We start from the raw sequence: 13,729 nt of genomic DNA, 5'->3' as shown, positions 1-13,729 counted from the left end.
AACAACAACGACAGGCTAGGCATCCTGTCGAAAGTGGCGGGCATTATGCCAAGGGAGCTAAAAATTACAACCCTTATTTACAATCGATGCCATATTAGCTCAGCCTAACGGCCTATTAACCGGACTCAACCTTATCAGGGAGCACCCCATGCAATATCGCCCTCTTGGCCGCACCAAGCTCAAGGTCAGCGCACTGTGCCTCGGCACCATGACCTGGGGGGAGCAAAACACGCAGAAAGATGCATTCGCCCAGATAGACCGGGCGAAGGACGCGGGAGTCAATTTCATCGACGCCGCAGAAATGTATCCCGTCCCGCCCAAAGGCGAAACATACGGAGAAACCGAGCGGATACTTGGCCATTATCTGGCCGAACGTGCCAATCGCGAAGACTGGATCATCGCCAGCAAAGTAGCCGGCCCCGGGAACTGGCTACCACACATCCGTGAAGGCAAGACCAGATTCAACCGCGAGCACCTCACTGCAGCCCTGGACGCCAGCCTCAAACGCCTGCGTACCGATTACCTTGATCTCTACCAATTACACTGGCCTGACCGCAGCACGAATTTCTTCGGCAATCTGGGCTACCGCCACAATCCAGATGAAGAAATCACCCCCATTGAGGATACCCTTGAAGTTCTTGAAGACTTCGTGAAGGCAGGAAAGATCAGGCACATCGGCCTGTCCAACGAAACGCCATGGGGCGTGAGCAGGTTCCTTCACCTGGCAGAAAGCCGTGGCTGGCCGCGCATTGCATCGATCCAGAATCCCTACAATCTGCTCAACCGCACCTATGAAGTGGGCATGGCAGAGATGTCTATGCGCGAACAGGTAGGCCTTCTTGCGTACTCCCCACTGGCCTTTGGAACCCTGACTGGCAAGTATCTGAACGGGCTGCAGCCCGAGAAGGGCCGGCTTACGCTTTTCAGCCGGTTTAGCCGGTATACCAACCCGCAGGCCGAAAGGGCCTGTGCCAGATATGTGAGACTGGCCCGCGAACACGGACTGGACCCAGCTCAGATGGCGCTGGCATTCGTTACTCGGCAGCCCTTTGTCACCAGCAACATCATCGGGGCCACCAATATGGACCAGCTCAACCGCAACCTGAGCAGCATCAATATGGGCTTGCCTGATGGTGTTCTGGATGCAATCGCCGAGATCCATCAAAGCCAACCCAACCCCGCGCCGTAACTGGCGCGAACTCCGCCGCCGGATCGCACCATATAATCCGGCGGCGTGTCACCCCGAATCTGGCGATCAATAGACATTCCCGCTTTTTATCGTGGTAAACACGGCACATGCGCCAGAGTATAAGATGCTTTAGTCAATATTTGGCCGATTCATCTTATAAAAGCGATAACAATCATGATCCAGCCCAATCAGTCCCTCACCCCGCTTCGCCAAGTGGCGATACTGGCAACAGACGGGGTAATCGCCTCTACGCTAATGCAGGCGAAAGACTTCTTTCACATGGCCAGCCTGCGTGACGGCCGCCGCCGTGGCCATGGACTCACACCTGGATTTCGTACTTCGATCGTGGCTCCGGACAACCTGCCCGTCACCAGTTTCAGCCAGGACCGTATCGCGACCGATGCGACCCTCAGCGCCCTGCGTCCCCAACTGATCATGCTGCCTGCCTTCTGGGGCGACTTCGATCAGATGCTCGAACGCTATCCGGGCGTAATCCCCTGGCTCCAGGATGAACATGCCCGTGGCACACTGATCAGCGCCGAAGCAACAGGTGTGTTCTGGGTAGCAGCAGCGGGTTTGCTTGATGGTCGCGAGGCCACAACCTACTGGCGCTTTTTCGATGAGTTCACCCAGCGCTTTCCGCAGGTAATGCTATGTCGCGACAAACACATTACCGATGCCGACAACATCTATTGTGCAGCCGGAGTGACATCAGGCTGTGACCTGTCAATTCATCTAATCGAGAAACTGTGTGGAAGTCAGGTAGCACAGGCCGTTGCCCGGGACACGCTCTACGAAGTCCAGCGCAGCTATACCCCAGGCGTGATTGGCTTTGGTGGTCAGAAACTGCATCAGGATGTCGCCATCCTGCAGATCCAGCAGTGGCTCGAGGAGCATTTTGCGGACAAATTCCGCTTTGAAGATGTGGCCAGCCAACACGGCATGAGCATTCGCAATTTCATGCGCCGCTTCCAGGGCGCCACCGGGGACAAGCCGCTGCACTACCTGCAGCGGCTGCGCATCGAAACCGCAAAAAACCTGTTGAGCACCACCCGGCGCAGTATCAAGACCATAAGCTATGACGTGGGCTACGACGACGCGAGCTTCTTTGCCCGCCTGTTCCGGCAGCATACCGAGCTTTCACCGAATCAATACCGCCGGCAGTTTCAGCAGAACCTGCAGTAGGCAACATCTCTGACGAAACTCACACCCCGGGGCCGATTACCAGCGGGTCGGCCTGGGAGTGATCCCTCAGGGCTTATGGGCCCGGGCCAGGAACTCGTGGGATTGCATCTCCAGCAAACGACTGAGAGTGCGCTGAAATTCAAAGCTCAGCCGTCCTCCAGTGTAGAGATCCTTGAGCTCAACCTCGGCGGAAAGTATCAGCTTGACGTTGCGATCATAAAACTCATCGACCAGATTGATGAAGCGTCGAGCCATGTCGTCTTTACTCGCATTCATCTGCTCCACATTGGCAATCAATACCGCGTGGAAGATCTTGGCCAGCTCGATGTAGTCATTCTGGCTGCGCGGGCCGTCGCACAACTCCCGGAACTCGAACCAGCCGACGTCCTCGCAGACACGAATCGATTTGACCGGGCGATTCTCGACGGTCAGCAGATCACCTTCCACTACTTCTTCTATATCGGGTACCAGGCTCTCGAAGCTTTGCCGCAGGCTCAGATCTGCTCCCTCATCCAGCGGCCAGTGATACAGCTCAGCCTGCTCCAGGGCGCGCAAACGATAATCCACACCATTGTCTACATTGACCACTTCGGTATGACTATTGAGTAGCGCAATGGCCGGCAGAAACCGGGCGCGTTGCAACCCATTCTTGTAAAGACCGTCCGGGACGATATTGGAGGTCGCTACCAGGGTGACGCCGTTCTTGAACAACTCTTCCATCAGGGTGCCGAGGATCATTGCGTCGGTAATATCCGAGACGAAGAACTCGTCAAAACAGATGACGCGCGCCTCATCGGCAAACTGCCTGGCAATAAGGGTAAGCGGGTTCTTCTCGCCCTTGAGCCCTCTCAGCTCATGATGCACCCGCTGCATGAAGCGATGGAAATGGGTGCGCATCTTGCGTTCGATCGGCAAGGTGTCAAAGAAGGTGTCGACCAGATAGGTTTTGCCCCGGCCCACTCCGCCCCAGAAATACAGCCCCTTTACTCGCTCTGGCTTTTTACGCAAAAGCTTGTCCAAGAGACCTGAGCTGGACTGTTCGGTAGCGACCAGGTCGTCAAAGAGACGCTGCAAGTGGCGTACAGCCTCTTCCTGCGCTGGGTCGTGAACGAAATCCGGACGCTTGAGGTCCGCCTGGTAACGATCAATAGGCGTCATATTGCTGACCATCGGAGGTTGAGGGGGCCGGAACTGTACCCCCTGGGTATCGCATTTGGCAATTGAACGATGTAATGGAAAACGCTTTCACGTCAACGCCTGCTCAACTGCTCCTTTCAATTCCGGCAAACGTCCGTGAAAAAAGTGACCTGTGTCGGCAAAACGCACGACTTCCACATCATTTCGACCCTCTAGCAGGCCGAAAACGGAAGCAGATGCAACCACGTCATCAGCTTCACCCATCATCACCGTGGACGGCGTCTTCAACGGCAGGAGCTCCGGGAACGGCAACCGCTCCACCGAAGGCGCAACCAGAACCAGTTTCTGGGGTGGACTGTCCAGACGATTGGCCGCCGCCGCAGCAATATAGCCCCCGAAGGAAAACCCCATTACCCACAGTGCGGGCGCAGGCAGGTCAAGTCGAGCCCAGTCAATAATGGCAAGGCAGTCATCAATTTCACCCCTACCCTCGTCATGCTCACCACCACTGCGCCCCACCCCTCGGAAATTGAACCTGACCACATTGGCGCCCAGATCCCGCGCCGCGCGCATCAACGTATGCACTACCTTGTTAGCCATTGTGCCGCCGTGCAAGGGATGCGGGTGGCAGATGACAGCAAGTGCCACCGGATCGTCAACGCGTGTCACCAGCAATTCAAGGGGGCCAGCTGGCCCTGCAATGGTTATTCTTTCCTCAAGTTTGTCGCTCATTAATACCCCCGTGAACATGTCCGCTAAATCGCCTCGACCAGCAGCAATTCGGGCCTGTGGAGGAGACCCTGAGCGTTGCCGGATACAGGCTACCCCCAAAGGGTACTAGCCTTGGCAGAGAAATGTCGTTACCGTTAGTACATTAGCTGTTAAGCCGCTTTCGTGCGGGCCTGACACCCAATCGCTCAATAGGGGAAGCACAGTGGAAGCAAGCGAAAACCTGTGGATTGCAGTAACCATTGCTCTGGCAGCTGGCGTCATTATCGGCATCGTGCTGACTCAGATAGCCAGGCGCGTCAGTGGTTCGTATTCGTCCGGCACCCGATCACAACTGGAAAGTCTGCAGTTGCGATTCGAGGAGTATCAGCAGGAAGTTTCAAGTCACTTCAAAACCACCGCGAGCCTGGTAGCACAGCTTAATCGCAGTCATCAGGAGATTCAGGAGCACCTTTCACAGGGTGCGATGGATCTGTCCCCTGATGAAATGACCCGTCAGCGTCTGCTGGCCGCCCTGGAAGAGCCTCCTGTCTCTCGCAAAAGGCCCAATGGCGAGCCCCTGTTCGACAGCCTTGAGCCTCCGCGCGACTATGCCCCCAAGGGTCAGGACAGCCCGGGCACACTGTCGGAAGATTATGGGTTCGACCGCAAGTCCTGATGCATCCTGCGGTGACCTGACACGGCCACCAACTACAATTGCGGATACCGATAAAGATGTCGGGCGCTGAGCCTCATTTCTTCCAACGCAGTGAGCAGGACCCGGCGCATCTGATCATCAGCGGCGACTGGGTGCTTGCTCACTACGCAGTGTTGCGCGAGCAAATAGGTCAGCAACATAGCCAGACTTCTGGCGCACAGAGTGCCGACTTGAGCGGCCTCGGCAAACTGGATACGGCCGGCGCCCAGCTGCTCGCCGAACTGCTGGGGCCCAAACTGTTGGCAACATTGGCGGAGCATGGTGAAGGTCTGGACTCCAAGCAGGGAACCCTGCTGCAGCGAGTCGCCCAGACCATAGAAGCCGATCCACCGCACCCTGCCAGACCGGGACTCCTGATTGTCGACCTTCTGGCTCGCGTTGGCGACGCCACGCTAACCTTCTGGCACCACCTGATTGAGCTGCTCGGCTTCACTGGCCTGGTACTTGCCAGCCTTAGTCGCAACATCCTGCGCCCGCGAAACTGGCGGCTGACCTCGCTGGTCGCACAGATCGAAGTCACCGGCCTCAATGCATTACCCATCGTAGCGCTGCTGACCTTCATGGTCGGTGCAGTCGTAGCGTTTCTGGGTGCGACGATTCTGGAAAGCTTTGGTGCGACCATCTACACCGTGGATCTGGTCGCATTCTCGTTCATGCGCGAGTTTGGCGTATTGCTCACGGCCATTCTGCTTGCCGGCAGAACCGCGAGCGCATTTACCGCCCAGATCGGCTCGATGAAAGCCAATGAGGAGGTTGATGCAATTCGCGCCCTGGGCCTCAACCCAATCGACTTGCTGGTACTGCCCCGCGTGCTGGCAATGCTGATAGCGCTGCCGATTCTTACCCTGGTTGCCATGTTTTCAGGCCTTTTGGGAGGTGCCCTTGTCTGCATGCTCTCTCTGGACATTTCTCCCACCATGTTCCTGGGCACGCTACAGCAGAACATGGATGTTCAGCATTTCTACGTCGGCATGGCAAAGGCGCCCGTATTTGCCTTCTTGATCGCCCTGATCGGGTGCCTCGAAGGCTTCAAGGTCACGGGCAGCGCCCAATCAGTGGGCGAGCACACGACGTCTAGCGTGGTGCAGTCCATTTTTGTGGTTATTCTGGTGGATGCCCTGGCCGCACTCTTCTTCATGGAGATGGGCTGGTGAGCGATACCACAGATAACGACCCGCTGATTCGGGTACGCGGGCTGCTCAACCAATTTGGCACGCAGACGATTCATGAGAACCTTGATCTGGATATCCATCGCGGCGAGATACTCGGCGTGGTCGGCGGCTCAGGCAGCGGCAAGTCGGTGCTGCTGCGCTCGATTCTGGGCTTGCGCCGCCCCACCGGGGGTCGCGTCGAGGTTTTCGGCGAAGACCTGCAGACGCTTGATGACGAAGCTAGATCTCAACACGAAAGACGCTTTGGTGTGCTGTTTCAACAGGGCGCGCTGTTTTCCTCAATGACCGTTGCTGAGAATATCGCTTTACCCCTCATTGAACACGGCGGCTTGAATCGCGCAGACGCCGAACACCTGGCACAGATGAAGATCGCTCTTACCGGGCTCAATGCCAACGCCGGGAGTAAATATCCTTCAGAGTTATCCGGCGGGATGATCAAGCGTGCAGCGCTGGCCCGCGCACTGGCACTGGATCCGGATATTCTGTTCCTGGACGAGCCGACTGCCGGCCTCGACCCTATCGGTGCCGCTGCCTTTGATGAGCTGATACGAACTCTGCGCGATGCGCTGGGTCTGAGTGTATTCCTGGTGACGCATGATCTTGATACGCTCTACGCAATCTGCGATAGAATTGCAGTGCTGTCCCAGAAAAAAGTGCTGGTGGCCGACACCCTCGAGCGGGTAGCGGCCGTAGACGATCCATGGATTCAGGAATACTTCCATGGTCCCAGAGGCCGCGCCGCGGCCGATGCGACCGACCGTAACAGACACCCGCCGGAGTATGACAGCTGATGGAAACCCGAGCTCACCACGTGCTGATAGGGCTCTTTACGCTGCTCGCTGCCGGCGCTGCCGTCGTGTTCGCACTATGGCTTGGCAGCGCGGCTAACAGCCGCGAATACAAGGAATACATCGTCGTCTTCAAAGAGGCAGTTACCGGCCTGTCACGCGGCAGTGCTGTGCAGTACAGCGGGATCAAGGTCGGAGACATCTACTCGCTGCAACTCGACCCCGAAGACCCTCGCCGCGTCCTTGCGAAAATCCGGGTGGGTACCGATGTACCCATCAAGGAAAACACTCGTGCACGCCTGTCCTTCACTGGGATAACCGGCAACTCGGTCATCGAACTGAGTCATGGCACGCCTAACAGCCCATTGCTGACCAGTAACAACGGGACTCCTGTTATCGTTGCCGCGCCCTCGCCTATTTCCTCATTGCTGGCCGACGGCGAAGATCTCATGACCAACGTCAACCAGCTGATGTCCAATGCCCGAAGCATCATGTCAGATGAGAATGCCGACAGCATTGGCCGTACCCTGACCAACGTCGAGCGCGCCACGGGTGGCATTGCAGCCCAGAGTGAAGATCTTGCGCGCCTGCTCGCGGAACTGACCAAGGCCAGCGAGCAAGTCAATGAAACGCTGGAACGCAGCAGCGATCTGGTAGTAAGCGCTGACAGGCTGCTCAACCAACAAGGCGCGCGCACGTTGAATCAGGCCGAGGAAGCACTGACATCCATCGCCAGCGCCAGCGGAACCCTGGAAAGCCTGCTGGACGATAACAGTGAAGCTTTTACATCGGGTATGCAGGGCCTTTCCCAACTGGAACCGGCCATCAACGAACTGCGCGCCACACTTAGCTCATTACGCACCATTACGCGCCGTCTCGAAGATAATCCCACGCGCTTCATACTGGGTCGCGATAGCATGGAGGAGTTCGAACCATGAAACAGGCCCACCGCAAGCTCCTGACGGGTATTTCGTTGCTGAGTACTTTATGGCTTTCCGCGTGCACCATCTTCCCGGAAGCCGAGTCGCTCAAAATCTACCAACTACCCGCGCCGGACATGACCGTCGCCTCCGGCGACCCTGTCCCTTTCACATTGCGAATCAGCACGCCCAGAGCGGGCTCGGTGCTGAGTAGTCCGCGCATGGTAGTCAATCCCCGGGGTAACGAGCTGCAGAACTACAAGGGCGCGCGTTGGACCGATCCAGCACCAGCTCTGCTGCGAGACCATCTGGCGCAGGCCTTCGAGCAACGTGGAGCATTTACCGCAGTGAGCACGGATGAGAACGCCTTCAGCGCTGACATTCACATGAGCAGCGACCTGCGACGTTTTCAGGTGATCTACGGAGATTCCGGACCCTATGCCCTTATCGAACTGAACGCCCGACTGATTGACCCCACAAGCCGGAATATTATTGCGGGCAAGACTTTTATTACTCAACAGCCATTGGCCTCTGAGGCCGTTCCCGGGGTGGTGAGTGCTTTCAAAAAGGCTTCTGATGAACTTGCCGCTAGGTTGATCGACTGGACGGCCAGTGAACTCTCGGGGAGGGCTGTAAGCCCCTGAAATATATATGCTCAGTTGATGCTGCGGCCCGCGGCCTTTTTGCGGGTCAGACGCCGGCCAGGTTGAGCAGGGCCTGGAATAGAAGCAGAACCAAATAGCCGACCAGAGCAACCAAACCCAGAAGTACGCTAGCCAGCCCCCAGACAAAAAAGCGACTACTGACCTCCGTTTCACGGGGGCTGTCCAGGTATTGATTGAGCAGGTTCACGTTACGATTATTGGCCTTCCAGGCAAAATCGAAAAGATCGCCCACCAGCGGCAAAGCACCTACCACGGTATCCACCAGGATATTGAACGCCATCTTCAGCATCAAAGCCTTGGAAGCGCCCATGCGCGCGGCCTCGGAGATCACCACGCTGGAAATCAACGCCGAGATGACGTCACCTATACCGGGGATGAGGCCTATAAGGCCATCCAGACCAAAGCGGGCATTGAAGCCCGGCACCTTGATAGAACTGTCGAGGAACCAGGCCAGGCGTTCCAGCTTCTTTCGGGTTTTCTCGTTACCTGTATTACGCATATGCAGTCTCACTCAATGGTTACAGTGAGACCCGCTTATACCGAATAAGATCCCAATGGCCGATCATTCCCACTCAATGGTCGCTGGCGGCTTGCTGGAGATATCGTAGGTGACCCGGGATACGCCAGTGATCTCGTTGATGATCCGATTGGATACGGTCTCCAGGAATTCGTAAGGCAGGTGCGCCCAGCGCGCCGTCATGAAGTCGATGGTCTCTACCGCACGCAGAGCGATTACCCACTCGTAACGGCGGGCGTCACCTACAACGCCCACGGAGCGCACCGGCAGGAACACCGCGAAGGCCTGACTGGTCTTGTGGTAGAGATCGGCACGGCGCAGCTCTTCGATAAAGATATGATCCGCACGGCGCAGAATGTCAGCATATTCCTTGCGCACTTCAGCGAGAATCCGCACACCCAAACCCGGACCGGGGAAGGGATGACGGTAGACCATGTCGAAGGGCAGGCCCAGTTCCAGACCGATCTTGCGGACCTCGTCCTTGAACAGCTCGCGCAGTGGCTCAACCAGCTCGAAGGCCATATCGTCCGGTAGGCCACCAACGTTATGGTGGGACTTGATCACATGGGCTTTGCCGTTCTTGGAGCCGGCAGACTCGATCACATCTGGATAGATGGTGCCCTGGGCCAGGTACTTCACGCCCTGGAGCCTGGTCGCCTCTTCATCGAAGACCTCAATAAAGGTGCGGCCGATGATCTTGCGCTTTTCTTCAGGGTCAGTAACGCCCAGCAACCGGGAAAGAAACTTCTCTTCGGCATTAACGCGAATGACCTTCACGCCCATGTTCTCTGCGAACATGGCCATCACCTGCTCACCCTCGTGCAGACGCAGCAAACCGTTATCCACGAATACACAGGTCAACTGATCATCAATGGCCTGATGCAGCAGCGCGGCGACTACCGAAGAGTCCACACCGCCAGACAGACCCAAAAGCACATTGGCATCGCCAACCTGCGCCCGCACGTTGGCGACTGCATCCTCAACAATGTTGGACGGCGTCCACAGGGCCTCACACGCGCACAGCTCAAGAATGAAGCGCGACAGCATGCGCTGTCCCTGGCGGGTATGGGTCACCTCCGGGTGAAACTGCAGGCCATAGAAATGGCACTTTTCATCGCCCATTGCCGCAATCGGGCAGCTCGGGGTGCTGGCCAGAATCTGGAAATTCTCGGGCAGCTCAATGACCTTATCGCCATGACTCATCCATACATCAAGGCTGAACTGACCATCCGCGTCGACATGGTCCTCAATACCTGCGAGAAAGTCGCTTTTGCCAACTATGTCGACCCGCGCGTAACCGAACTCATGTTTGTCGGAGCCCTGAACCTTGCCGCCGAGCTGCTCGGCCATGGTCTGCATGCCGTAACAAATACCCAGCACAGGCACACCTAGCGTAAATACGACTTCGGGAGCGCGAGGTGAGCCTGGCAGCGGCACGGACTCTGGCCCACCCGCGAGAATGATGCCCTTGGGGGCGAAATCACGAATCTCGTTTTCGTCCATGTCCCAGGCACGAATCTCGCAATACACACCAATCTCTCGTACACGGCGAGCAATCAACTGGGTGTACTGAGAACCGAAGTCCAGAATCAGGATGCGGTGGGCATGAATATCTTGATGGACCATGGGGCAGGCTCTCTGATGGGGGTTGCGCAAAAAAGCAGTGAAAATAATGACTGCAGCGATCGATCCGGGAATGCTCCCTGTCATGACCTGACTGTGCAGGCCGTGACAGAGGCTCCGCGCTGTCGCTTAACCAACCCGGTAGTTGGGTGATTCCTTGGTGATCTGCACATCGTGGACGTGCGACTCACTCATACCGGCATTGGTAATGCGCACGAACTGCGGCTTGGTGCGCATTTCAAGGATGTTGCTGCTGCCGGTGTAACCCATGGAAGCGCGCAGACCGCCCATCAACTGATGGATGATCGCAGCCAGCGAGCCCTTGTAAGGCACGCGTCCCTCGATGCCCTCGGGAACCAGCTTCTCGGCACCTGCACTCGAGTCCTGGAAATAGCGATCCGAGGAACCTTGGCTACCCGACATGGCACCCATGGATCCCATGCCACGGTAAGCCTTGTAAGAACGGCCCTGGAACAGCTCAACCTCACCCGGTGCCTCTTCGGTACCAGCGAACATTGAGCCCATCATCACTACCGAGGCTCCAGCGGCAATTGCCTTGGACAGGTCACCGGAGAAACGGATACCCCCGTCGGCGATCACCGGCACATCGTGATCCTTGAGCGCTGTGGCTACGTCGGCGATGGCGGAGATCTGAGGAACACCGACACCCGCGACAATACGCGTGGTGCAGATAGAGCCGGGGCCAATGCCTACCTTGACTGCATCGGCACCCGCTTCAACCAGGGCCAGTGCAGCCTCGGCAGTGGCGATATTGCCGCCAACCACCTGAATATCCGGATAGTTGTCCTTCACCCAGCGCACACGATCAAGCACACCGCGGGAGTGGCCATGGGCGGTATCGACAACCACCACGTCAACACCGGCAGCGGCCAGAGCGGCAACGCGTTCAGGTGTATCGGCACCGGTACCCACGGCAGCACCAACCAGCAGCCGACCCTGGTCGTCCTTGGTAGCGTTGGGATAAGCACGGGCTTTCTCGATATCCTTGACGGTCATCATGCCCTTGAGGCGGAATTCGTCATCAACGATCAGTACCTTTTCGATACGATGACGGTGCAACAACTCGCGCACTGCACCGGCGCTAACGCCTTCCTTGACAGTGACAAGCTTGTCCTTGCCGGTCATGACTTCGCGGACCAGGGCTTCCATGCGAATTTCAAAACGCACGTCACGGGCTGTGACAATACCCACCAGTTCACCGTTGGACAGAACCGGCACACCGGAAATATTGTTCACGCGGGTCAGCTCGACCAACTCACCAACAGTGGCATCTGCATCGATAGTGATCGGATCCTTGACGACGCCGGATTCGAATTTCTTCACCTTGCGTACTTCGGCAGCCTGCTGATCAACAGTCATGTTCTTGTGGATAATCCCCATGCCGCCTTCCTGGGCCATGGCGATAGCCAGGCGAGCCTCGGTGACGGTATCCATGGCAGCGGACAGCAGGGGGATATTGAGCTCGATGCGCCGGGTGAGCCGGGACTTGAGGCTGACGTCTTTCGGCATGACCTCGGAATAACCGGGCACAAGCAGAACATCGTCAAAGGTTAGGGCTTCTTGGCTTACACGTAGCATAGCAGGGCTCCCGAGCGGGAAAATGGAAGCAGGGCATTATACCTGCCACACGCATTACGCTCAATGAGTATCGCATTACAACCTGATTATTCTCTGCAGGCCTTCGGCAGGCTAAGATGTGCACATGAATGATGACGCCCTGTTTCAACGCCTTACCAAAGAACGCGACGTGCTTAGCGTCAGCCAACTCAATGCTCGCGCCCGCAGCCTGCTCGAGGACGTATTCCCGCAGATCTGGGTCGAAGGTGAGCTGTCAAACCTCGCCCGCCCCTCATCTGGCCACCTGTATTTCAGCCTGAAGGACAGTAAGGCACAGATCCGCTGTGCCTTTTTCCGTCAGCATGCCAGTCGCGTACGCCTGGCATTGAATGATGGCCTGCAGGTACGGGTACGCGGTCGCGTCAGCCTCTACGAAGGCCGGGGTGATTATCAACTGATTGTCGACAGCATGGAGTCAGCCGGCGACGGCGCCCTGCGCCTGGCATTCGACGCATTGAAAGCCAAGCTTCTGGAAGAAGGTCTGTTCGCCACTGAACGCAAACGGCCATTACCCACGCACCCTAAACGCATAGGCGTCATCACATCGCCCAGCGGCGCGGCAGTAAGAGACATCATCAGCGTATTTGGCCGGCGCGCACCCTTCATCGAACTGGTCGTAATCCCTACCCCGGTCCAGGGCCGTGACGCCGCACCGCAAATTGTGCGCGCCCTCCAACTGGCCGACCGATCAGGTTTTGACGCATTGATCGTTGCCCGCGGCGGTGGATCTCTGGAAGATCTCTGGCCCTTCAACGAAGAAATCGTTGCTCGCGCCCTGGCCGACTGCCAAACCGCGACAGTCAGCGCTGTGGGGCATGAGACCGACGTGTCGATTTGCGACTTCATTGCCGACGTGCGTGCGCCTACACCCTCTGCGGCCGCTGAACTGCTCAGCCCCGACAAGCAAGCCATGTTGCAACAGGTCGAACGCGTCCATCGGCAACTGCGCCAATGCCTGCGCGACCGCCTGGCCCGTGAGCACCTGCGCCTGGACAACCTGCGCCGCCGCCTGCGCCACCCAGGCGAGCGCCTGACTCAGCAAGCGCAACGTCTGGATGATCTGGAGCTGCGGCTCAAGCGAAGCGCACGCCAGCAACTGAACCTGATAGGTCAGCGCAATGAGCGATTACAAGCGCGTCTGCAGGCCCAGCATCCAGGTAGGCACCTGGCACTCCTGCGGCAACGCCTCGACCAGCTCGATCAGCGAATGCCCCGCGCCATGACGCAAACACTGCAGCAGCGCAGGCAACGTATGGAAAGCCTGGTCCAGACCCTCCATGTAGTCAGTCCCCTGGCGACGCTGGGCCGCGGCTACAGCATCCTGTTTGACCAGCAGGGCAAACCATTGCGCAGCCAAGCCGACACCAAACCGGGCCAGCGCATTGAAGCCCAGCTCAGCGATGGTCGCCTGGCCTTGCGCGTCGAAGACAATCTGGACGCACCACACACACTCCCACTGCTGGATTAAC

General features: G+C 57.5%; 13 protein-coding genes. 8 read left to right on the top strand and 5 right to left on the bottom strand.

The features are described 5' to 3' along the window. Positions 1-148 precede the first annotated feature (148 nt). Both AAC076_RS09190 and AAC076_RS09185 read left to right on the top strand, forming a co-directional pair. Positions 149-1,189 (top strand): NADP(H)-dependent aldo-keto reductase, encoded by a 1,041-nt coding sequence (locus tag AAC076_RS09190; protein ID WP_339844727.1) that lies wholly within the window; start codon positions 149-151, stop codon positions 1,187-1,189. 174 nt (positions 1,190-1,363) lie between these two features. After that, complete coding sequence (locus AAC076_RS09185; RefSeq protein WP_339844725.1) at positions 1,364-2,374, top strand: GlxA family transcriptional regulator; 1,011 nt, start codon at positions 1,364-1,366, stop codon at positions 2,372-2,374. Between the two features lie 66 nt (positions 2,375-2,440). On the opposite strand, the gene zapE is transcribed toward AAC076_RS09185, so the two are convergent. Then, on the bottom strand, positions 2,441-3,532 hold the full coding sequence (gene zapE / locus AAC076_RS09180) for a cell division protein ZapE (RefSeq protein WP_339844722.1): 1,092 nt from the start codon (positions 3,530-3,532) through the stop codon (positions 2,441-2,443). 87 nt (positions 3,533-3,619) lie between these two features. Continuing rightward, positions 3,620-4,243, bottom strand: a complete 624-nt coding sequence (locus tag AAC076_RS09175; RefSeq protein ID WP_339844721.1) for an alpha/beta fold hydrolase — start codon at positions 4,241-4,243, stop codon at positions 3,620-3,622. Positions 4,244-4,445: 202 nt separating this feature from the next. On the opposite strand from AAC076_RS09175, the gene AAC076_RS09170 reads away from it, so the two are divergent. Genes AAC076_RS09170 through AAC076_RS09150 form a run of 5 tightly spaced genes read left to right on the top strand, consistent with a single transcriptional unit; the run spans position 4,446 to position 8,461 of the window. Then, the gene (locus AAC076_RS09170; protein ID WP_339844719.1) at positions 4,446-4,898 is read left to right on the top strand and encodes a DUF1043 family protein; all 453 of its coding nucleotides are present in this window, start codon (positions 4,446-4,448) and stop codon (positions 4,896-4,898) included. Between the two features lie 56 nt (positions 4,899-4,954). Then, entirely contained in the window at positions 4,955-6,091 is a 1,137-nt protein-coding gene (locus AAC076_RS09165; RefSeq protein ID WP_339844718.1) for an ABC transporter permease, read from the top strand. After that, positions 6,088-6,900, top strand: coding sequence for an ATP-binding cassette domain-containing protein (locus AAC076_RS09160; protein ID WP_339844716.1), 813 nt, complete (start codon positions 6,088-6,090; stop codon positions 6,898-6,900). Before AAC076_RS09165 ends, AAC076_RS09160 begins: the two co-directional genes overlap by 4 nt. Beyond that, complete coding sequence (locus tag AAC076_RS09155; RefSeq protein WP_339844713.1) at positions 6,900-7,835, top strand: MlaD family protein; 936 nt, start codon at positions 6,900-6,902, stop codon at positions 7,833-7,835. The genes AAC076_RS09160 and AAC076_RS09155 overlap by 1 nt, the downstream gene beginning before the upstream one ends. Beyond that, positions 7,832-8,461 (top strand): ABC-type transport auxiliary lipoprotein family protein, encoded by a 630-nt coding sequence (locus AAC076_RS09150; protein ID WP_339844711.1) that lies wholly within the window; start codon positions 7,832-7,834, stop codon positions 8,459-8,461. Before AAC076_RS09155 ends, AAC076_RS09150 begins: the two co-directional genes overlap by 4 nt. A gap of 46 nt (positions 8,462-8,507) precedes the next feature. On the opposite strand, the gene AAC076_RS09145 is transcribed toward AAC076_RS09150, so the two are convergent. From AAC076_RS09145 to guaB, 3 genes are all read right to left on the bottom strand, one after another. Continuing rightward, positions 8,508-8,981 (bottom strand): DUF4112 domain-containing protein, encoded by a 474-nt coding sequence (locus AAC076_RS09145; protein ID WP_339844709.1) that lies wholly within the window; start codon positions 8,979-8,981, stop codon positions 8,508-8,510. Between the two features lie 63 nt (positions 8,982-9,044). Next, positions 9,045-10,625, bottom strand: coding sequence for a glutamine-hydrolyzing GMP synthase (gene guaA, locus AAC076_RS09140; protein ID WP_339844706.1), 1,581 nt, complete (start codon positions 10,623-10,625; stop codon positions 9,045-9,047). A 126-nt stretch (positions 10,626-10,751) separates the two neighbouring features. Further along, positions 10,752-12,221: an IMP dehydrogenase gene (gene guaB, locus AAC076_RS09135; RefSeq protein WP_339844703.1), complete on the bottom strand. Its 1,470-nt coding sequence runs from the start codon at positions 12,219-12,221 to the stop codon at positions 10,752-10,754. A 124-nt stretch (positions 12,222-12,345) separates the two neighbouring features. Here guaB and xseA point away from each other — a divergent pair, with 124 nt between their 5' ends. Further along, positions 12,346-13,728: an exodeoxyribonuclease VII large subunit gene (xseA, locus tag AAC076_RS09130; RefSeq protein WP_339844701.1), complete on the top strand. Its 1,383-nt coding sequence runs from the start codon at positions 12,346-12,348 to the stop codon at positions 13,726-13,728. The last annotated feature ends 1 nt before the right edge of the window (position 13,729 follow it).

Source organism: uncultured Halopseudomonas sp., assembly GCF_963977355.1.
Lineage (GTDB): Bacteria > Pseudomonadota > Gammaproteobacteria > Pseudomonadales > Pseudomonadaceae > Halopseudomonas.
The sequence above is the reverse complement of the archived record's forward strand: the minus strand, read 5'-3'. Positions and strand labels throughout refer to the sequence as shown.